The organism is Hungatella hathewayi WAL-18680 (assembly GCF_000235505.1).
GTDB lineage: Bacteria > Bacillota > Clostridia > Lachnospirales > Lachnospiraceae > Hungatella_A > Hungatella_A hathewayi_A.
In genome coordinates, this window is sequence record NZ_JH379030.1 from 12,900 (window position 1) to 33,730 (window position 20,831).

The following is a 20,831-nucleotide window of genomic DNA, read 5'->3' on the forward strand; positions in this document are numbered from 1 at the left end:
CAGTATCCATATCCGATACTGAAACGCAGGCGTTTTCTATTATCTTCTATTATCTTCTTTTATTTCCCAGTCCCATCCAGAGTAAACCAGAACTCCACGCCGTCCTCCAGATTCCTCACACCGCACTCCTGGTGGTGGGAATCCATGATGGCTTTCACGATGGACAGGCCGATGCCGCTGCCACCGTACTCTCTGGTCCGGGCCTTATCCACTTTGTAGAACTTGGTCCAGATATTGGGCAGGTCCTCGTCTGGGATGGGGCTGCCGGAGTTGAAGACGGAGATCCGGATTCTGTCCCTGCCGTCCTCATTTCCCGGAAGGGTGTCAAGGCGGATGCGGATGACTTTCTCCCCGTCCAGATGGTTCAGAGCGTTGCTCAAATAGTTGGTGACCACCTCTTCGATCTTGAACTCATCCGCCCACACGTAGACGGGATGGGAATCGTCAAACTCCACGCGGGCTTCCTTCTGCTGGATCAGAATGCCGGCAGACGATATGACGCCCTCTATCAGTTCCACAATATCGAACCGCTCCACCTCCACCGCGTCGTTGCCAAACTCCAGCGCCGTCAGCGTCAGCAGCTGGCGCACCATCTTGTTCATCTTGTTGGCCTCGTCCATGATGACCTCGCAGTAGTAGTCACGGCTCTCCTGCTCCTCCGCCATGCCTTCCGTCAGTCCTTCCGCATAGCCCTGAATCAGCGCAATCGGCGTCTTCAGCTCGTGGGACACGTTGGCGATGAAATCCTTTCGCATCTCGTCAATCTGAATTTTCTGCTCGATGTCGTTTTGCAGCTCATTGTTGGCCGTCTTCAGTTCCCCGATGGCCTGCTTTAACTTATCCGACAGCACATTCATGCTGTTGCCCAGCACGCCAATCTCATCCTGGGCCTTGCCGGTGTATTTGGCCTCGAAATCCAGGTTGGACATCTTCTCCGACAGGTTTGCCAGCTCCAGAATCGGCGATGTCACCTTCTTGGTGGTGAAATACAGAATCACGCAGGCGAGCAGCAGCGCGCCAATTCCCACATAAGCCAGGAAACGGTTGGCTAAGTCCACACTTTCCCTGATACTCGCCAACGGTGAAGACATAATAAAAATCGTGCTGTTATCGGAATAATACCCCCAGCTCTCCAAATAAAACGATTTGGAGCGGATGTCAAATGCTCTCTGCACGGTATAGTTCTTCTCTGAGACCAGCGTTTCTGTCCCAGGCCCATATTCCCCCAGAATATACCGTCTGACTTTATCCATCATGAATGTGCTGTCACGGGTGGCAGGACCGATTACCGTGTCGCTGAAGCTGTCAATGATAACAATGGTAATGCCGTATTTATCATTTAAGCTGCCCATAAGCCGCATTGCCTCAGTCTGCTCTCCTGAATCCCCAGGATATAGGAATTCGTCGCCAATGCTGCCGCCCTCTTTTGCTTTCTGTATCACCAGTTTATCCATCTCTTCATAAGCCATCTGAAGCGCGGATACCTTCTGGTCGATATAGAACCCCTCCAGCATCCAGTTATTCACACACCAGATGCCGATGAGAACAGCCGCCATCAACCCTGCAAAAATCAGGGTGAAACGGACTCTTATGGAATGTTTCATGCTTCCACCTCGAATTTATATCCCATCCCCCAGATGGTCTTGATGTAATCTCCCTTGCTGCCCAGCTTGCTGCGCAGCTTCTTCACATGGGTGTCGATGGTTCTGGCATCGCCAAAATAGTCGTAATTCCACACATTGTTGAGAATCTTCTCCCTGGACAGCGCCAGTCCCTGATTCTCCACAAAATAGGTCAAAAGTTCAAACTCTTTGTAACTCAAATCTACGGGCTCGCCGTCAATAGTCACCTGATGGGCCGCCTTGTTGATGCAGATGCCGCCCACGTCGGTCACATTGCTGCTGACCACCTTGCTCCGACGCAGAATCGCCTCCACTCTCGCCACCAGAATCTTGGGACTGAATGGCTTTGATATATATTCATCCACTCCCAGGCTGAAGCCCTGAAGCTCATCTCTCTCCTCGCTTCTGGCCGTCAGCATGATGATGGGCACCTGGGAATACTGACGGATGGCCTTGCAGACCTCCCAGCCGTCCATCTTGGGCATCATCACGTCCAGCAGAATCAACGCGATATCCTTCTGCGCAAAAAATATGTCCACGGCTTCCTCCCCGTTGGCCGCCTCCACCACGGAAAATCCCTTCACCTGGAGAAAATCCTTCACCAGCTTCCGCATTCTCGCTTCATCGTCAACCACCAGTATTTTTAACTGTTCCATAGGTAAGTCTCCTTTTATTGTGCAATCAAACCTGATATTCCTTTTCTTTTCTCATTTTAGCAGATACTATGGCTGTTTTCCAGCTTTTCACAGAGTTTTCACAGATTCTGCACCACCTAGACACAAAACTTTCCATTCCTGGCAAAAGGGCGAAAAAAAGCCGTCCCCCGTGGACATAAAATGCCACACAGGGGACGGAAAACCGGTTCCGGCTGCCGCACTGACAGTCAGATATTTCTTATCTCAATTCTGTGGTCGGGATGACATCCATATCATCAAATGCCTGGTTCTCGCCGCCCATCGCCCAGATAAAGGTATAGTTGCTGGTACCTGCTCCGGCGTGGATGCTCCAGGACGGGCTGATCACGGCCTGCTCGTTCTGCATCACGATATGTCTTGTCTCATTGCCCTCGCCCATCATGTGGAAGACCACATTGTTCTCCGGAATCTCGAAGTACATGTACACTTCCATCCGTCTCTCATGTGTGTGAGCCGGCATGGTGTTCCACACGCTGCCCTCGTCAAGCACGGTCATACCCATGGACAGCTGGCAGGTCTCCAGAACGTCCGGATGGATAAACTGGTTGATGACACGCTTGTTGGAGGTCTCCATAGCGCCAAGCGGCTTCTTGGCTGCCTTCTCAATCGGGATAAAGGTGGTCTTGCATGCTTTATGTGCAGGAGCGCTTACCATGTAGAATTTCGCCGGGTTGGCCGCGTCATCACTGGTAAAGAGAACCTCTTTTGTCCCCTTGGTGATGTAAAGGCAGTCCTTGTAACCCATCTTGAATTCTTCGCCGTCCGCCTTGATGGTTCCCGCGCCGCCGATGTTGAAGATACCAATCTCTCTTCTCTCCAGGAAATACTGGGTTCCGAAGTTCGCCCAGATGTCGATGCCCTTGTCGATGGAAACGGTCTCGGTTGTCGGCATACATCCCAGAGTCACCATGCGGTCTACGTGAGAATATACGGCCACCACTTCATTGGCCACATACAGGTTCTCGATTAAGAACTCATCTCTGGTCTCCTGGGTGGTGTAGCGTTTGAAATCTCTTTGGTTTGCTGAATAGCGAATATCCATGTTCATTCCTCCTTGACTATGTAAACTTCTTTATAAATAATAGAAAATGCTTCCGTCAACAATCGTAGCACAAGCTGGAAAGAATTACAACGGTTTCCAATCCGTTTCTGAATATTGTACATGTTTTCCTAAAAAATTACATATTTTTAGAGCGGATTACGGCAGGTGCACGCCGTACACCTGCTCATAAATCTCCTTCTTTGCCGGATAAAACTCCTCCTCGCTGACGGGTGCGCCGTAACTCATGACCCACAGAGGAATCGGGGCATCCCCCTCCTTCAGCGGCATCTGCTCATAGGGAAATTGGTTTACATAAAATCCAATCCGCTGGTAAAATCCGGCGCGCCGGCCTGTCATGGGGTCTTTGTCGGTGATTGGTTCAATCTCCAGGAAGACTGGCTTTTCCGTGTCATTGATGCACTCCTCCACCAGCATTTTTCCGTATCCCTTCCCACGGCAGGCTTCTGTGGTGGCCAGATGCTCCACGAAAACGCAGCCCGGCAGGTCCCAGTAGCCTAAAAATGCCAGAATCACGCCATCCTCCTCCATCACCCGGAGGCGGTAATAGGGATTGTCAAAAACCTTCCGCTGTCCTTCTCTCGTCCTTCGCTCAATGGCGGGAAAGGACTCCTCATATATCCTGTAAATCTCCTCAAATCTTGCGGCTCCATGTTCCAGCAGCATATGGTCCGTATCCTCCTTTTTCGTGTTTAAAAAGGCTTCATCCGCCGGATATCCCCGGCAGGATGGAGCCTTTTGTGTTCGTTACCAGTTACTCAGTTACAGTCTCTTTCTCCGGCAGTGCAATCTCGATGCACAGCTCTTCCAGCTGCTTGTGCTCTACCGGCGTCGGCGCCTCGGTCATCAGACAGGAGGCATCCTTCACCTTCGGGAAGGCGATGACGTCGCGGATGCTGTCCGCGCCTACCATCAGCATCACCACACGGTCCAGACCGTATGCCAGACCTGCGTGAGGCGGAACCCCGTACTTGAAAGCATTTAACAGGAAGCCGAACTGTTCCTCGGCCTTCTCCGGTGTGAAGCCCAGCACCTCCAGCATTTTCGACTGGATACCGCTCTGGTGGATACGGACGGAACCGCCGCCGATTTCCGTACCGTTGAGGACGATATCGTACGCCTTGGCGCGAACAGCTCCCGGATTCTCGTCAATGAGAGGCCAGTCCTCCTCCATAGGCATGGTGAATGGGTGATGCATAGCCACATAGCGGCCCTGCTCCTCGGAGTATTCAAGCAGTGGGAACTCAGTCACCCACAGGAATTTGAAATCATCTTTCTTCAGCAGATCAAGCTGTCTCGCCAGCTCCAGACGCAGGTTGCCCAGCACGTCGAAGACCACCTTGTCCTTGTCAGCCGCGAACAACAGCAGATCGCCCGGTTTGCCGCCCATGGCTTCTATCAGCGCGGTCATCTCCTCGTCCTTCATGAACTTGGCAAAGGAAGATTTGATGGTGCCGTCCTCCTGAATCGCCACGTAGGCAAGTCCTTTGGCGCCGAAGCCCTTGGCGTATTCCACCAGCGCGTCGATCTTCTTGCGGGGCATCGTTCCCTGGCCCTCGGCGTTGATTCCTCTCACGGAACCGCCGCTCTCCAGAGCGCCCTTGAACACGACGAACTCGCAGTCCTTCACCACATCGGAGACATTTTTCAGTTCCATGCCGAAGCGCAGATCCGGTTTGTCGGAGCCGAAGCGGTCCATGGCCTCTCTCCAGGTCATCCGCTGGATAGGCAGCTGGACATCAAAGTTACAGATTTCCTTAAACAGCTTCTGAAGCAGTCTCTCGTTGACGTCGATGACATCGTCCACATCCACAAAGGAAAGCTCCATATCAATCTGGGTAAATTCCGGCTGTCTGTCCGCCCGCAGGTCCTCATCGCGGTAGCATCTCGCCAGCTGGAAATAGCGGTCATAACCGGAGCACATCAGCAGCTGCTTGTACAGCTGTGGTGACTGGGGCAATGCGTAGAAAGAGCCTGGATGCACACGGCTTGGCACCAGATAATCCCTGGCCCCCTCCGGGGTGCTGCCAATCAGGGTAGGAGTCTCAATCTCCAGAAATCCCTCTTCCGCCAGAAATGCTCTGGTCAGCACGGCCACACGGCTTCTCGTCATAATATTCTTCTGAAGGTCCGGTCTTCTCAAATCCAGGTAACGGTATTTTAACCGCAGCTCCTCCTTGGTCTTGGAGCCCTCCTCCACCGGGAATGGGGGCGTCTCGGATTCCGCCAGGGTCCGCAGGCTCTTGGCCCGCACCTCGATGGCTCCCGTAGCCAGGTTTTCATTGACTCCGCCGGAGCGGGCCTCCACGGTGCCGGTCACGGCGATGACAAACTCGCTCCTCAGCTTCTCAGCCTTGGCAAAGCTCTCGGCTCCACAGTCGCTCTCCTCAAATATAATCTGTAACAGTCCGGAACGGTCTCTCAAATCCACAAAAATGATTCCGCCTTTATTTCTGCTCTTCTGCACCCAGCCCATCACGGTCACTTCCTGGCCGATGTTGGCTGTGCTGACCTCCGTACAACGGTGGGTCCTCTTTAGGCCCTGCATTGATTCTGCCATAACTGTTTTCTCCTTTTTCTATTGGTTCTGTGATGCATTCGGGCTCCTGTTATTTCAGGGCCTCCTTGTAGAACTCTTTAAATTCCGTATAGCCTTCTTTCATCAGCTGTTCCTTCTGGAACTTCTTGTTCTTGTTCATCTGGGCAACCAGCACCTGCATGCCGCCGGCCCGTTCCTTCATGGCCTCGCTGATGACTTCGCTGAGACGTCCGCTGTCAAGGCCCTTCTCAAAGAGATAAGCCTTCTTCTCTGCCGCTGACGGCACCTGGAAATTCTGGTCCATCAGGATGGTGACAATCCGCTCAAAGCCGATGGAAAATCCACAGGCCGGTGTCTCCACGCCGGTGAACTTGCCAATCATCTTGTCATAACGTCCGCCGCCTGCCACGGAACCGCCAAAGCCTTCCATCTGCACCTCGAAAATGGTTCCGGTGTAGTAGGACATACCGCGGACCAGAGTCGGGTCGAAAGCAATCTTAAAATCAGCTACCGCCACGTCCGTCACCGTATCCATAATGTGGGCCAGCCCCTCGGCCACCTCGGCCGGCATGGAATCCTTTAACATCTCTCCCAGCTTTCTGACGCCGGATGCGTTGTCCTCCACGGCGCCAAACAGGCCCAGATACTTCTTCACATTTTCCTCCGGATAACCGGCCTCTATCAGTTCCTTCTCCACGCCCTCACAGCCGATTTTATCCATCTTGTCCAGGATGATGAAGACCTGGTCATAGGAATCCTCCGGGAATCCACAGTGAGATGCCATGCCCTTTAAAATGCCTCTGTCGTTAATCCTCACGGTAAAGGAATTGTCCGGGCAGATTTTCCCCAGGGCCGTCGTGGTGGCAAGGATTAACTCAATCTCCGCCAGGGATGTGGCGTCGCCCAGGATATCAATATCGCACTGGACGAACTGTCTGAACCGCCCCTTCTGCGGCCGGTCCGCCCGCCATACCGGTCCCATCTGCAACGCCTTGAAGGGGGACGGCAGGGACGCGGAGTTGTTGGAATAATACCGGGCCAGCGGCAGGGTCAAATCGTAGCGCAGACCGCCGTCCACCAAATCATTCTCCGTCTCGGCGGTATCCAGATTCAGCTTCTCGCCCCTCTTTAAAATCTTGAAAATCAGCTTTTCATTGTCACCGCCCTGTTTGCTGGTCAGATTGGCGATGTGCTCCACGCAGGGAGTCTCAAGCGATGAGAAACCAAAACTTCTGTACGTATCTTTGATCTGGTTCATCACATAATCCCGTATCTGCATCTCTGCCGGGAGAATATCCTTCATTCCGGTTATCGGTTTCTTCGTCAATGCCATACTGTTCTCACTCCATCTCTGTATTTTGGCTTTTTTGCTCCAATGCCAATGTCTTTTCTCTATTTTAAAGGACTATTGGAAATTTGCAAGCCTTTTTTCCTGTTTCTCTATAATTTTTGGGCTTTCTTCCGCTCAATCATTTCGTCGATGCGGGCAATGTACTGCTCCACATCCTTGACATTTTCCGTCCGCTCCCTGCGGTTCTCCTCCGGAAATACGATCTTGGTGGTGGTGCCCGCGCCGCAGGCGGCGATGGTCTGCTTCTCCTCCATAATCAAAATGTTGTAGAGGCAGGCTTTGCCGGGTTTGGCGTAACCTACGTTTTCAAAATTGCCGGCCATGTTTTTCTGGCGGTAGAGGTAGTAGGGCTCCATGCCCATCTCCCTGGCGTATGCGGCGGTCAAGTCTATCATCTCCTGGGTGTTCCTGATACTCAAACTGGCGTAATGTTCCCGGTCGATGTTTAAGCGGGACGCCCGCTTGATGGCCAGGGAATGGACGGTGATACTGTCAGGGTCCAGGGCCTTCACCGCCTCCATGGTGCGTCTGACATCCTCCACATCCTCCTCCGGAAGTCCCACGATTAAATCCATGTTAATGTTGTCGAAGCCCAGCTCTCTCGCCACATGGAAGCAGTCCCGCACCATGTCCACGGTGTGATGGCGGCCGATTAAATCCAGCGTCTCCTGCTTCATGGTCTGGGGGTTGATGGAAATTCTGGTGATGTGATGCTTTTTCAACACCTCCAGCTTCTCCCTGGTAATGCTGTCGGGGCGGCCGGCTTCCACGGTCAGCTCCTGGATGCCGGACAACGGAAACGTGGTCTCCAGGTGGGTGAGCAGCTGGTCCAAATCCTCGGCTGAAAGGGAGGTGGGAGTTCCGCCGCCAAAGTATACAGTATCCAGATGGAGCGGGCCTCCGCCTGCGCCAAGCCCTTGACTTGCGCCTGCACATGCACCGCACTCCTGCTCTGCCGCCGCAGCCCTCTCAGCCATGGCCTCCGCCACATAATCCATTTCCTTGTACAAGGCATTCAGATACTCCTGGGTTCTTCCCTTCCACCGTCCGATTGGATAGGAGGTGAAGGAGCAGTAAAGACAGGTGGTCGGACAGAACGGAATTCCGATATACAGACTGTATCCGTTCCGGTAATCAAAGGCGGATAGCAGCTCCCGCTCATTTTCCGCTGTCTTGATGGTCAGTTCTATCTTCTCATCGCTGGTCAGGTAGGTATCCCGCATGTACTGGGCTATCTCTTCTCTATCTTTCCCTTCTTCCAGAAGGGTAATCGCTATCTTGGAGGGACGAATCCCAGTCAGCGTCCCCCAGGGAAGCTGTTTTCCGGTCTTACTTCGGAGCATAAAATATAACCGCCGTTTTATCCGGTTTTTCGTCTCCAGACGGCTGCCCTCCGTAATCGCCACAGGACGGCCCTCCAGATAATCCTCCCACTCCTGGCACAGCGCCTCGCTCATCTCCTCCTTATCCACATCGAAGGCGTGAAACGTGGACGTGCCACAGCTGATATCCCGTATCTCATACCCTGTCTGCTCCGGGTTCTTCTTACATTCAATATAGAAGGACACCTCCGGCTTCTCCTCATGGACAAAGGTCTCCCCCGGATAAAAAGCCATCAACAGCTCCCGGATGTCCTGCTCAAACGCGTTGTCATCTAATAATATCCCAATCATTCTGTCCTTATCCTCTCATCGTCTATATGCCGCCACCGGGTTGTACTGTTTCTCATGGCCGATGGTAGTCGGCTCGCCATGCCCCGGGTATACCATGATATCGTCCCGCAGCGGGAACAGCTTCTCCGTGATGGAAGCCACAATCTGGCCGGAACTTCCCGTAGGAAAATCAGTCCGCCCCAAAGACTCCGCAAACAGGGTATCACCGGAAAACAGCACATCCTCATCGTCTATGAGATAACACACGGAACCGGACGTATGGCCCGGCGTCGCAATCACCTTCCAGGTTTTCCCCAGCAGCGAAAACATTTCCCCGTCCTTCACATACTGGTCGGCGCGGGTGGTAAAGCTGTGGCCAAAGCTGGTGCTCAAGTTCAGGGACGTATCCCTCAGCAGTGCTTCCTCGTCGGCCCCGGCATACACCGGAAGGGACAGCTTGCGCAAATCATCCACCGCCATAATGTGGTCGAAATGTCCATGGGTCAGCAGCACCGCCACCGGCATCACCCCCAGCTCCCGGCACTGGTTCACAATATAAGCCCCATTGTCCGCCGGGTCAATCACAACGGCCTCCTTCTCTCTGTATACAATATAACAATTCGTGCTCACCATTCCCAGCACGCAGGTCTTAATCCTCAAATCTCCCATTGTCCCCGCTCCTTTTTATATATTCCTGATATTCCTGACTTTTTCCTAACCATAAGTTGAAAAAGAGAGAAAGGCTTTCTATCCTGCCGTTCTCTCTATATCTAACACGCCTTCAATCTGTCTTAATTTATCCGTCAGACGGTTCAGCTCCTCGATGCCGTGAATGTCAAAGGTCATGATAATCGTGGCCTTTCCCTGCTTGCTGGTGCGCACGTTCATGGACGTGATGTCAATCTGGCGCTCCGTAAAGACCTTGGAGATATCTACAAACATCCCAATCCGGTTGTTGGCGTAAATCTGAATCTCCGTGGAGTAGCGCTCCTTGGAGCTCTCGCCCTCCGGCTCCTGCCACTCGGCGTCAATCAGCCGCTCCCTCTCATTTTCCGGAAGGTTGATAATGTTGACGCAGTCCGTCCGGTGGATGGACACGCCACGGCCTCTTGTGACAAAGCCCACAATCTCGTCGCCCGGCACCGGGCTGCAGCATCTGGAGAAACGGACGGCGATGTCGTGAATGCCCTTCACCACAATGCCGCTTCCCGACTTCTTGGAGACCGGAACCTTGTTGGTCATCTCTCCGATACCGTCCAAGATGTTGGCGTCCGTCACCTCTTTTTTCAGCTTCTTCTCCCGCTCTTCCACCATCTTGTTGATAATCTGGCCTTCTTTTAAGCCGCCATGTCCGATGGAAGCCAGCACGGAATCCCAGTCTCTGAACGCATAGCGCTTCATCACCTTTTCCATGTACTCCGGCTTGTTGATGTCGGGGAAGTTGATGCCCTTGGCTTTACAGTATTTGTCAATCATCTCCTTGCCGCGGAGAATGTTGTCTTCTTTTAATTCGGTCTTAAACCACTGGTTAATCTTGTTCTTGGCCTGGGTGCTCTTGACCAGCTTCAGCCAGTCACGGCTGGGGCCTTTGGAGTTCTGGGATGTGATAATCTCAATCCGGTCTCCATTTTGAATCACGTAATCAATGTTCACCAGCTTGCCGTTGACTCTGGCGCCCACCATCTTGTTGCCCACGGCGCTGTGGATGGCATAGGCAAAATCCACCGGCGTGGAGCCGCTTGGCAGGTTCTTCACATCGCCGGACGGGGTGAAGCAGTAAACGCTGTCGGAGAACAAATCCAAATCGCTCTTAATCAGATTTAAAAATTCTTTATTGTCTGACATGTCTGTCTGCCACTCCAGAATCTGGCGCAGCCAGCTCAACTTGGCTTCTTCACTGCCCGCCGCAATCTGTCCGCTTCCGCTCTCCTTGTATTTCCAGTGGGCCGCGATACCAAACTCGGCGGTCCGGTGCATCTCGAAGGTTCGGATCTGAATCTCAAAGGGCTGCCCGTTGCTGCCAATCAGCGTCGTGTGAAGCGACTGGTACATGTTGGGCTTTGGCATAGCGATATAATCCTTGAAACGGCCGGGAATCGGTTTGTACAGCTCGTGAATCACGCCCAGGGCCGCATAACAGTCCTTCACGGATTCCACGATAATCCGCACGGCAAACAAATCATAAATCTGGTCCAGGGTCTTATCCTGGTTCACCATTTTCTTGTAAATGCTGAAGAAATGTTTCACACGGCCTTCCACTCTGGCATCGATACCGGCTTCCACCATGTGGGACTTCACTTCCTCCACAATGCCCTGGACAAACGCCTCTCTGGCATCCTTGCGCAGGGAAATCTTCTCAGCCAGATCGTAGTATACGTCCGGCTCCAGATATTTTAAGGACAAATCGTCCAGTTCAATCTTAATCTTGGAGATACCGAGCCTGTGGGCAATGGGAGAATAGATATCCATGGTCTCCCTGGCCTTCTCCTTCTGCTTCTCCGGCGTCATATACTGGAGGGTCCGCATGTTGTGCAGTCTATCCGCCAGCTTGATCAGAATCACACGGATATCCTTGGCCATGGCCAGGAACATCTTCCGCAGGTTCTCCGCCTGAATCTCCTGTTTGTCCATGGACCAGGACAGCTGTGTCAGCTTCGTGACCCCGTCCACCAAAAGCGCCACCTCGGAGCCGAACTCCTTCGCCACCTCGTCTAACGTCATCACGGTATCCTCCACCACGTCGTGAAGAATGCCCGCCACAATACTCTCCTTATCCAGCTCCAAATCCGCCAGAATAATGGCCACACACAGAGGATGAATAATATAAGGCTCCCCGGACTTGCGTTTCTGCTCTTTGTGGGCATCATAAGCAATCCGATAAGCCTTCTCCACCATGGAGATGTCATCGGAGGGGTGGTACTTTCTGATACTCTTTATCAAATCCTGATACAGAATCTCAGGGCTGGTAAAAGAAGCCGGAGCTTCCAGTTCATTGCCCACACGTTCCATATGTTCCGGAGTGATTCCACCTGCCATAAACGTCATCCTTTTCTGTGCATAATTATTTTACCATTATACGTATTTTTGTCGGAAATTGCAAGAGGGGGCGGCAATTATTATAGAAAAGGCCCAGGAACAATTGTAAGCTTAAACTGACAAAACAAACATGCCATGATATAATAAGGAAAGAAAACGATTGATACTTGACAAAGACACCTCCTGTCATATACCTTATGACACGTGTCACCGACAAAATTCGTGGAGCCACAGAATGGATAAGAAAAACAGAAACTTTTTTCATAACAGCAGTATCCGATATACGATTTTTACGTACTTTACCGTGACCGCTCTGGCAGCCAGCCTGCTTATCACATTTTCCATCTACCAGCGGCTGTCCAGCCAGGTATCCCAGACCGTGATGGAGGAAAACCAGAGCCTGATTGGCCAGGTGGCCCGCTCCGTGGAGAGTTACCTTCGCACGGTTATGAAGCTGTCGGATTCCCTGTATTACGGCGCTGTCAAGAACGCGGATTTATCCTCCGAATCCATCAACAGCGAGATTACGCTTCTGTACGACAACAACAAAGACAATGTGGACAACATCGCCCTCTTTTCCCAGGACGGCGCTTTGAAAGAAGCGGTGCCGGCCGCCAGAATCAAGACCAATCTTGACGTGACCGGGGACAGCTGGTTTACCAATGCCCTGGAGAAGACGGAAAACCAGCATTTTTCCAATCCCCACGTCCAGTACATATTTGACGGCAATGAGAGCCAGTACCGCTGGGTGATCTCCCTGTCGAGAGCGGTGGAATTGACCGAGGGAACGTCCACAGACCAGGGCGTTCTTCTAGTGGACTTGAGCTATTCCAGCCTGGCCCATCTGTTTGACGGCGTGACCACCGGAACCGGCGGCTACGTCTATTTAATCAGCAGCGACGGAGAAATCCTCTACCATCCCAAAATCCAGCTGATTGACTCCGGCCGGGTCGCGGAGAACAATCTCGCGGCCGCCGGGTACAAGGACGGAAACCATCTGGAGAAATTTGGGGGGAGGGAACGCATCATCACCGTCAAATCCATCGGCTACACCGGCTGGAAGGTGGTGGGGGTAACCCCGAAGAACGTGGTCTCCTTAAATACTATCAAAACCAGACTGTTTATTGTCTTTATCATTACCCTGATCCTCTTTATCCTGACGCTTATCAACTCCTATATTTCCTCCAGAATCACAAATCCGATCAAGGAGCTGGAGAAATCCGTGGGAATTCTGGAGGCAGGCAACCTGGATGCGCCCGTCTATATCGGGGGCTCCTATGAGATTCAGCACCTGGGGACCTCCATCGGCAGCATGGCGAAACAGATACGGGTGCTCATGAACGATATCGTGACGGAGCACGAGGCCAAGAGAAAGCAGGAATTTGATACGCTCCAGTCCCAGATTAACCCTCATTTTCTCTATAACACCCTGGACATTATCGTCTGGATGATTGAAAATGAGCAGAAAGCCGAGGCCGTCAAGGTGGTGACTGCCCTGGCGCGGTTCTTCCGCATCAGTTTAAGCAAGGGAAAGAGTATCATCACGGTCCGGGATGAGTTAGAGCACGTCCGCAGCTATTTGATGATTCAGCACATGCGCTTTAAGAACAAATTTTCCTACACGATTGACGCCTCGGAGGAATGCCTGGAGTTAGCCAGCTTGAAGCTGATGCTCCAGCCTCTGGTGGAGAACGCGGTATACCATGGAATGGAGTTTATGGACGGTGACGGTGAGATTATCTTAACCGTGTGGAGAGAAGCGGACGATCTATACTTTACCGTCCGCGATAATGGACTTGGCATGACGGCGGAGCAGGTGGAAAGTCTGTTTTCCGACTCCATCCACGTGACGTCCAAGAAGGGCTCCGGGATTGGCGTGAAGAATGTGAACGAGCGGATCAAGCTCTATTTTGGTGAGGAGTACGGACTGACCATCCATTCGGAGCCGGACGAGGGAACGGAAATCACCATCCACCTTCCGGCCGTACCTTACAGCCAGATTTTAGCGGAGGGCGAAGAAGCATGAAGATGACAAGGCGTGAAAAGATTATATGGTGTCTGTTTGCCGGAATCCTGGTTCTTCTGTTTCTGCTGTCCTCCACGGATTTCATCATCAAGGAGGAGCAGACGGAAATCTACCCGGTGTCCATCATTATCGGGGACACAACGGATGATTATTATTCCAATTTCCGCAAGGGCGTGGACAAGGCCGCGGACGAGTACAATGTAGATGTCAATTTCATTACCCTGTATGAAAAGGGAAATGTCACCGAGCAGATGGACTTATTAAAGCGGGAAGTGGACGACGGGGCCAAGGCCGTGGTGCTGGTGCCCTTAAAGCAGGAGGAGTGCCGGACCATCCTGGAAGAAATGGTTCTGGCCAGTCCGCTGATTGTCATGGGCAATATCTTTCCGGGGGACTGGGCCATGACCGGCATCTCACAGGACTACCAGGAAGCGGGCCGGATGCTGGGGGAGGCAATCACAAAAGAAAATACCCCCGACAAGCCGGTGTTTCTGTTTACGGAGGGGCTGGATTATGGCTATAACCGGGAAGTGTACGCAGGACTATTGAACGCCCTGTCCCAGGCAGGTTTCCAGGCCCATCTCTACGAAATGAACAAAAACGGCATGCCAAACGCGCCGTCAGAGGAGCATGAAGACTTTTTCCGCTGGACCATGGAGACCCATGTGTATCCTGACAGCGGGGAAGCCATTATCGCGGCCCTGGACGTCAAGAGTCTGGAGCGGGCCGCCGACATCATCGCCGGAAGCCCGGCTAACATGACATCCCTTCCAACCCTGTACGGCTTTGGAAGCACCACCAAAATCTTAAACCAGATGGACCGGGGCGTCATAAAGGGGCTTATCGCCACCAATCAGTTTGACGCCGGATATTTAAGCATTGTCAAGGCGGTGGACGCCATCGAAAAGCGGGGGGACCGGGAACAGATTGTGCTGGAATCCTATTATATAGAAAAAGAGGATTTGCAGAAAACGCATTTTGAAAAGATTCTTTATCCGATTGAATAAAGTCCAGCTGCATCATATCCATTTGAATAGACCGTGGAGGTACAAATGAAAAAAAATATTCCTTAATAACAGCATTGGTCATCATCTCTATCTTTGTGGGCGGCGGTATGATATTCCATAGCCGGAGCCAGGAAAAACCGGAGGAGAAAAAGGCGCTCCGCGTCGGGGTATCTCTTTACCGGGGTGACGATTCCTTTATCAATAATCTCTGTGGAAAGATGGAGGAACAGGCGAAGGCTTACGAGAAAGCGACGGGTGTCCGGGTGATTCTCGATGTTGTGGACGGAAAAGGGAACCAGAACACCCAAAACAGCCAGGTGGACCGGTTTGTCTCCCTGGGCGTGGATGTGCTCTGTGTCAACATGGTGGACCGCTCGGCGGCCTCCTATATTATAAACAGGGCGATGGAAGGCGATATTCCTGTGGTATTCTTCAACCGGGAACCGGTGGAGGAGGACATGAACCGCTGGGAGAAACTCTACTACGTGGGGGAGAACGCCAAGGAATCGGCCGTCCTCCAGGGCAACATTCTGGTGGATGCCTACAAGAAGGACCCCTCCGTCCTGGATCTAAACGGAGACGGAAAGGTCAGCTATGTGCTTCTTGAGGGCGAGACGAGCCATCAGGATTCCCTCATCCGGACGGAGTGGTCCATCCAGACCTTAAAAGACGGCGGCGTGCCGTTAGAAAAGATTACCGGGGGGATTGGTAACTGGGAACGAAGCCAGGGCTCCGCGTGGATGGAGAAATGGCTGGAGGAATATCCGGATGAAATCGAGCTGGTCATCAGCAATAATGACGACATGGCCCTCGGCGCGGCGGATGCGCTGGAGCGGAAGGAAATCACCCGCCCCATTAAAATCGTGGGGATTGACGGAACGCCCCAGGGCGTGGAAGGTCTTACCTCCGGGAAACTATTCGGAACTGTCCAGTGTGACAGCGATGAGTATGCCGACGTGGTGTTCCGCATCGCTGCCGCCGCCGGGCTTGGGCATAATGTACAAGAGGAAGTGGACTTAGAGGATGGCAAATACTACAATTGCAGTCAGACTGCACTAACGGCCAATGCAAAATAATGGATTTTATACAAAATCCAAGAAATTTTATATAAAAGCGAAAAAAATCATATGGTAATATGCCCAAAATAAAGTTATAATACGGTTGTCGATGAGCCAAAATGACGAATCGACGGTCACTATACTATAATTCAGGGAGGATTTATCATGAGATTACTTAACAAAGTAGCAGCAGTAGGCATGGCATCCGCAATGGTATTTTCCATGGCAGGATGTGGCTCCAAGACAGCAGAGACCACCGCAGCTCCAGCAGCAGAGACGACGGCAGCAGCATCAGGAGAGACAACAGCAGCTCCGGCAGAGACAAAAGACCCAAACGCAAAGGTGGAAAACAAGGATAAACCTTTGGTATGGTTTAACCGCCAGCCTTCCAGCAGCGCCACAGGACAGCTTGATATGGCAGCTCTGAACTATAACAAAGATACCTATTATGTAGGATTCGACGCCAATCAGGGTGCTGAGCTTCAGGGTACCATGGTAAAAGAGTACATCGAGAAGAATATCGATAACATTGACCGCAACGGCGACGGCATCATCGGTTATGTTCTGGCCATCGGCGATATCGGACACAACGACTCCATCGCACGTACAAGAGGTATCCGTAAAGCTCTTGGAACAGCGGTAGAAAAAGACGGCAACATCAACAGTGACCCAATCGGTACCAACACAGACGGTACATCAACCATCGTTCAGGATGGCAAGATTGAAGTAAACGGCAAGAGCTACATTGTCCGCGAGCTTGCTTCCCAGGAGATGAAGAACTCCGCAGGCGCTACATGGGATGCAGCTACAGCTGGAAACGGCATCGGCACATGGTCTTCTTCCTTCGGTGACCAGATTGATATTGTAGCTTCCAACAACGATGGTATGGGCATGTCCATGTTCAACGCATGGTCCAAAGACAACAAGGTTCCTACCTTCGGTTATGACGCTAACAGTGACGCAGTAGCCGCTATCGCAGAAGGTTACGGCGGAACCATCAGCCAGCATGCAGACGTTCAGGCATATCTGACCCTTCGTGTTCTCCGCAACGCTCTTGACGGAGTTGATATCGACACCGGTATCGGCACAGCAGACGATGCAGGCAACGTTCTGAGTGAAGACGTATATGTATACAAAGCAGACGAGCGTTCCTACTATGCATTAAACGTAGCTGTAACTGGCGAAAACTACAATGATTTCATGGATTCCACCATGGTTTACGCACCGGTATCCAATCAGCTTGACGAAGGCGCTCATCCAACCAAGAATGTTTGGCTGAACATCTACAACTCCGCTGATAACTTCTTAGGTTCCACCTATCAGCCACTTCTTCAGAAATATGATAAGCTTCTGAACCTGAAGGTTGAGTACATCGGCGGCGACGGCCAGACAGAGTCCAACATCACCAACCGTCTTGGCAATCCGAGCCAGTACGATGCATTCGCAATCAACATGGTTAAAACAGATAACGCCGCTTCTTACACCAATATTTTAAATCAGTAATCAGTAATATGAGAAAGGTTATTAGGGAGAAGAAATTCTCCCTAATAATCTCTCTATGATAATCAGGCGTTTAATAAGCAGAGGAGTAAAAATAATGGCAGATAAGAAAGATGATATCGTCTTATCAATACGCGGTATGAGCAAGTCCTTTGGCCGAAACAGGGTTCTGGACCACATCAATCTGGATGTGAAGCGCGGAACCGTTATGGGGCTTATGGGCGAGAATGGCGCCGGTAAGTCAACCATGATGAAGTGCCTTTTTGGTACCTACCAGAAGGACGAGGGAACGATCTTCTTAAAAGGAAAAGAAGTCAGCTTTTCCGGTCCGAAGGATGCCCTGGAAAACGGAATTGCGATGGTTCACCAGGAATTGAATCAGTGTCTGGAACGAAACGTCATTGACAATCTCTTCCTTGGACGTTATCCGGTCAATTCCATGGGCGTGGTTGATGAAGGCAGAATGAAAAAAGAGGCTTCCGACCTCTTTAGAAAACTGGGCATGACCGTGAATCTCACGCAGCCCATGCGGAATATGTCTGTTTCACAGAGACAGATGTGTGAAATCGCCAAAGCGATTTCCTATAATTCACAAGTGATTGTTCTCGATGAGCCCACCTCCTCGCTGACAGTGGCGGAGGTAAACAAACTCTTCGAGATGATGAGAAAGTTAAAAGAAGAGGGAATTGCCCTGATTTACATTTCTCATAAAATGGATGAAATTTTTGAAATTTGTGATGAGATATCCGTCCTTCGAGATGGCAACCTGGTTATGACCAAGAGCACGAAGGATGCGAACATGAATGAGCTGATATCGGCTATGGTTGGCCGTTCACTTGATAACCGTTTCCCGCCAGTTGACAACACTCCGGGGGACGTAATCCTGTCCATTCAGCATCTGTCCACGAAGTTCGAACCTCATTTGCAGGATGTATCCTTCGATGTAAAAGAGGGGGAAATCTTCGGACTGTATGGTCTGGTGGGCGCGGGACGTACGGAACTTCTGGAAACCATTTTTGGAGTCCGTACCAGAGCAGCCGGGCGGGTTTATTTCCATAACCGCCTGATGAATTTCAGCAGCGCCAAGGAAGCCATGGATAATGGATTTGCCATGATTACCGAGGAACGGAAGGCAAATGGGCTTTTCCTGAAGGGTGACCTTACCTTCAACACCACCATTGCCAATCTGGAGCAATACAAGTCCAAAGTGGCCCTTTCTGACGCAAAGATGATAAAGGCCACCGCCAACGAAATCAAAATCATGCACACCAAATGCATGGGGCCGGGCGATATGATATCAAGTCTTTCCGGCGGCAACCAGCAGAAGGTGATATTTGGCAAGTGGCTGGAGCGGGCGCCGCAGATATTTATGATGGATGAACCGACGCGTGGAATTGACGTTGGTGCGAAATATGAAATTTATGAGTTGATCATCAATATGGCGAAACAGGGAAAGACAATCATCGTTGTCTCCTCTGAGATGCCGGAGATTCTGGGAATCACAAACCGTATTGGTGTTATGTCCAATGGACGGCTGTCCGGAATTGTCAACACAAGCGAGACAAACCAGGAAGAGCTTTTAAGACTCAGTGCAAAATACCTATAACAGGGGAGATGGATGAACATGGCGAAAGGAAACGGTAAGATTCTTACAGCTGAACAGGAACAGAAACTGCGCCAGCCAATTGAGGACTATGTCGGTAAGATTCAGGAAAAAATCGACAGTCTCAGAGCTGACGGCACAAACAGGGCAGTCGCTCTTCAGAACAGTATCGACGCGTTAAAGAGAGACCGCAGCGTTCCAAAGGAAGAAAAAGAGAACAGAATTGCAGAATACAAGGCCCAGCTGGATAAAGCAAAAGCAGTGGAAGCCAAAAATAAAGACGAAGTTTCAAAATTAATTGCAGACGCGATTACATATTTAAAAGCACATTTTGACAAGGATTACTACCAGCCGCTGAAAGAAAGCTGCGAGCAGGAGAAAGCCCTTGCAAAAGAGACATACAGCCAGAAGGTTGCGGAGCTTGAGAAAGAGCACAAGAACAACCTGTCAAAGATTACCGACCATCAGGAGATCAAGGATGAGAAGTACGTCCATAAAAACCGGATGTTCGATGCCAAGATGGACTTGGAGAAACAGCTTCAGCAGATAAAGGACCGGAGACATGCCGCGTTTGCCTGGCAGTACCATCTGATTGACCTGCTGCGTCTGTCCAAATTCACCTTCATGGAGTCCCAGCAGCAGAAATTGGAAAACTACCTGTACTCATTTAACCGCAGAACCTTTTTGCTGGACAATGGTTTGTATATTGCCATCATCCTGATATTTATCGGGCTCTGTATCGCGACTCCTATCATCAAAGGGGTTCCGCTGCTTACGTACAACAACATTTTGCAGATCCTCCAGCAGGCATCACCGCGTATGTTCCTAGCGCTGGGTGTTGCGGGACTGATTCTTTTAACCGGTACGGACCTTTCCATCGGCCGTATGGTTGGTATGGGTATGACGACTGCAACGATTATCATGCACCAGGGAATCAATACCGGTATGGTTTTTGGCCATGTGTTTGACTTTACGGGAATGCCTCTTGGCCTGAGGGTAGTCTTCGCGTTGTTCATGTGTATCGTTCTGTGTACATGTTTCACCGCGATTGCAGGTTTCTTCACAGCCAGATTCAAGATGCATCCCTTTATCTCGACGATGGCAAACATGCTGGTTATCTTCGGTCTTATCACCTACGCGACAAAGGGTGTGTCATTTGGTGCCATTGACCCGGCCATTCCGAAGATGATTATCCCAAGATTAAATGGTTTCCCAACCATTATCCTCTGGGCGGTAGCCGCAATCTTGATCGTATGGTTTATCTGGAACAAGACAACGTTCGGTAAAAACCTGTACGCAGTTGGCGGCAACCCGGAAGCAGCATCCGTTTCCGGTATCTCCGTATTCGGCGTCACCATGGGAGCCTTTATCCTGGCCGGTATCCTCTACGGCTTCGGTTCCTGGCTGGAATGCGCAAGAATGGTTGGTTCCGGTTCCGCGGCTTATGGCCAGGGCTGGGAGATGGACGCGATTGCGGCCTGCGTAGTCGGCGGCGTATCCTTCACCGGCGGTATCGGTAAAATCTCAGGCGTCGTAGTCGGCGTGCTGATATTCACCGTACTGATCTACTCCCTGACAACTCTCGGAATTGACACAAACCTCCAGTTCGTATTTGAAGGTATCATCATCATTACGGCTGTAACGCTTGACTGTCTGAAGTATGTTCAGAAGAAATAATAAGA

15 protein-coding genes are annotated in these 20,831 nt (G+C 51.3%); 6 read left to right on the forward strand and 9 right to left on the reverse strand.

Features of this window, described 5'->3' with window-relative positions; genetic code table 11:
- Nucleotides 1-59: 59 nt before the first annotated feature.
- The 9 genes from HMPREF9473_RS23880 to HMPREF9473_RS23920 form a co-directional block, all read right to left on the reverse strand.
- Complete coding sequence (locus HMPREF9473_RS23880) at nucleotides 60-1,604, reverse strand: sensor histidine kinase (protein ID WP_006782798.1); 1,545 nt, start codon at nucleotides 1,602-1,604, stop codon at nucleotides 60-62.
- Nucleotides 1,601-2,278, reverse strand: a complete 678-nt coding sequence (locus tag HMPREF9473_RS23885; RefSeq protein WP_006782799.1) for a response regulator transcription factor — start codon at nucleotides 2,276-2,278, stop codon at nucleotides 1,601-1,603. The genes HMPREF9473_RS23880 and HMPREF9473_RS23885 overlap by 4 nt, the downstream gene beginning before the upstream one ends.
- 238 nt (nucleotides 2,279-2,516) lie before the next feature.
- The gene (gene kduI, locus HMPREF9473_RS23890) at nucleotides 2,517-3,359 is read right to left on the reverse strand and encodes a 5-dehydro-4-deoxy-D-glucuronate isomerase (RefSeq protein ID WP_006782800.1); all 843 of its coding nucleotides are present in this window, start codon (nucleotides 3,357-3,359) and stop codon (nucleotides 2,517-2,519) included.
- Between the two features lie 156 nt (nucleotides 3,360-3,515).
- Entirely contained in the window at nucleotides 3,516-4,043 is a 528-nt protein-coding gene (locus HMPREF9473_RS23895) for a GNAT family N-acetyltransferase (RefSeq protein ID WP_006782801.1), read from the reverse strand.
- Nucleotides 4,044-4,131: 88 nt separating this feature from the next.
- Nucleotides 4,132-5,937 (reverse strand): aspartate--tRNA ligase, encoded by a 1,806-nt coding sequence (gene aspS, locus HMPREF9473_RS23900; RefSeq protein WP_006782802.1) that lies wholly within the window; start codon nucleotides 5,935-5,937, stop codon nucleotides 4,132-4,134.
- Nucleotides 5,938-5,986: 49 nt separating this feature from the next.
- On the reverse strand, nucleotides 5,987-7,249 hold the full coding sequence (gene hisS / locus HMPREF9473_RS23905; RefSeq protein ID WP_006782803.1) for a histidine--tRNA ligase: 1,263 nt from the start codon (nucleotides 7,247-7,249) through the stop codon (nucleotides 5,987-5,989).
- A gap of 107 nt (nucleotides 7,250-7,356) precedes the next feature.
- A complete protein-coding gene (gene hemZ / locus HMPREF9473_RS23910) occupies nucleotides 7,357-8,940 on the reverse strand; it encodes a coproporphyrinogen dehydrogenase HemZ (protein WP_006782804.1) in 1,584 nt (527 codons plus the stop codon).
- A gap of 15 nt (nucleotides 8,941-8,955) precedes the next feature.
- Nucleotides 8,956-9,588: an MBL fold metallo-hydrolase gene (locus tag HMPREF9473_RS23915; RefSeq protein WP_006782805.1), complete on the reverse strand. Its 633-nt coding sequence runs from the start codon at nucleotides 9,586-9,588 to the stop codon at nucleotides 8,956-8,958.
- Between the two features lie 78 nt (nucleotides 9,589-9,666).
- A complete protein-coding gene (locus tag HMPREF9473_RS23920) occupies nucleotides 9,667-11,955 on the reverse strand; it encodes a RelA/SpoT family protein (protein WP_006782806.1) in 2,289 nt (762 codons plus the stop codon).
- Nucleotides 11,956-12,190: 235 nt separating this feature from the next.
- Between HMPREF9473_RS23920 and HMPREF9473_RS23925 the strand changes: the two genes are divergently transcribed.
- The 6 genes from HMPREF9473_RS23925 to HMPREF9473_RS23950 all read left to right on the forward strand — a co-directional run bounded on the left by HMPREF9473_RS23925 (nucleotide 12,191) and on the right by HMPREF9473_RS23950 (nucleotide 20,826).
- The gene (locus HMPREF9473_RS23925) at nucleotides 12,191-13,981 is read left to right on the forward strand and encodes a sensor histidine kinase (protein WP_006782807.1); all 1,791 of its coding nucleotides are present in this window, start codon (nucleotides 12,191-12,193) and stop codon (nucleotides 13,979-13,981) included.
- Nucleotides 13,978-14,988: a substrate-binding domain-containing protein gene (locus HMPREF9473_RS23930; protein WP_006782808.1), complete on the forward strand. Its 1,011-nt coding sequence runs from the start codon at nucleotides 13,978-13,980 to the stop codon at nucleotides 14,986-14,988. The genes HMPREF9473_RS23925 and HMPREF9473_RS23930 overlap by 4 nt, the downstream gene beginning before the upstream one ends.
- A 74-nt stretch (nucleotides 14,989-15,062) precedes the next feature.
- Complete coding sequence (locus HMPREF9473_RS23935; protein ID WP_347509616.1) at nucleotides 15,063-16,064, forward strand: galactose ABC transporter substrate-binding protein; 1,002 nt, start codon at nucleotides 15,063-15,065, stop codon at nucleotides 16,062-16,064.
- A 147-nt stretch (nucleotides 16,065-16,211) separates the two neighbouring features.
- On the forward strand, nucleotides 16,212-17,549 hold the full coding sequence (locus HMPREF9473_RS23940) for a substrate-binding domain-containing protein (protein WP_006782810.1): 1,338 nt from the start codon (nucleotides 16,212-16,214) through the stop codon (nucleotides 17,547-17,549).
- A 94-nt stretch (nucleotides 17,550-17,643) separates the two neighbouring features.
- Nucleotides 17,644-19,152, forward strand: coding sequence for a sugar ABC transporter ATP-binding protein (locus HMPREF9473_RS23945; RefSeq protein ID WP_006782811.1), 1,509 nt, complete (start codon nucleotides 17,644-17,646; stop codon nucleotides 19,150-19,152).
- Between the two features lie 18 nt (nucleotides 19,153-19,170).
- Nucleotides 19,171-20,826: a galactose/methyl galactoside ABC transporter permease MglC gene (locus tag HMPREF9473_RS23950; RefSeq protein ID WP_006782812.1), complete on the forward strand. Its 1,656-nt coding sequence runs from the start codon at nucleotides 19,171-19,173 to the stop codon at nucleotides 20,824-20,826.
- Nucleotides 20,827-20,831: the final 5 nt, after the last annotated feature.

Coding starts and splice junctions, on each gene's coding strand:
- HMPREF9473_RS23925 (WP_006782807.1), top strand. CDS start 12,191: ATGGATAAGAAAAACAGAAACTTTTTTCATAACAGCAGTATCCGATAT.
- HMPREF9473_RS23895 (WP_006782801.1), bottom strand. CDS start 4,043: ATGCTGCTGGAACATGGAGCCGCAAGATTTGAGGAGATTTACAGGATA.
- HMPREF9473_RS23915 (WP_006782805.1), bottom strand. CDS start 9,588: ATGGGAGATTTGAGGATTAAGACCTGCGTGCTGGGAATGGTGAGCACG.
- HMPREF9473_RS23930 (WP_006782808.1), top strand. CDS start 13,978: ATGAAGATGACAAGGCGTGAAAAGATTATATGGTGTCTGTTTGCCGGA.
- aspS (WP_006782802.1), bottom strand. CDS start 5,937: ATGGCAGAATCAATGCAGGGCCTAAAGAGGACCCACCGTTGTACGGAG.
- HMPREF9473_RS23880 (WP_006782798.1), bottom strand. CDS start 1,604: ATGAAACATTCCATAAGAGTCCGTTTCACCCTGATTTTTGCAGGGTTG.
- HMPREF9473_RS23945 (WP_006782811.1), top strand. CDS start 17,644: ATGGCAGATAAGAAAGATGATATCGTCTTATCAATACGCGGTATGAGC.
- hemZ (WP_006782804.1), bottom strand. CDS start 8,940: ATGATTGGGATATTATTAGATGACAACGCGTTTGAGCAGGACATCCGG.
- HMPREF9473_RS23950 (WP_006782812.1), top strand. CDS start 19,171: ATGGCGAAAGGAAACGGTAAGATTCTTACAGCTGAACAGGAACAGAAA.
- HMPREF9473_RS23940 (WP_006782810.1), top strand. CDS start 16,212: ATGAGATTACTTAACAAAGTAGCAGCAGTAGGCATGGCATCCGCAATG.
- kduI (WP_006782800.1), bottom strand. CDS start 3,359: ATGGATATTCGCTATTCAGCAAACCAAAGAGATTTCAAACGCTACACC.
- hisS (WP_006782803.1), bottom strand. CDS start 7,249: ATGGCATTGACGAAGAAACCGATAACCGGAATGAAGGATATTCTCCCG.
- HMPREF9473_RS23920 (WP_006782806.1), bottom strand. CDS start 11,955: ATGGCAGGTGGAATCACTCCGGAACATATGGAACGTGTGGGCAATGAA.
- HMPREF9473_RS23885 (WP_006782799.1), bottom strand. CDS start 2,278: ATGGAACAGTTAAAAATACTGGTGGTTGACGATGAAGCGAGAATGCGG.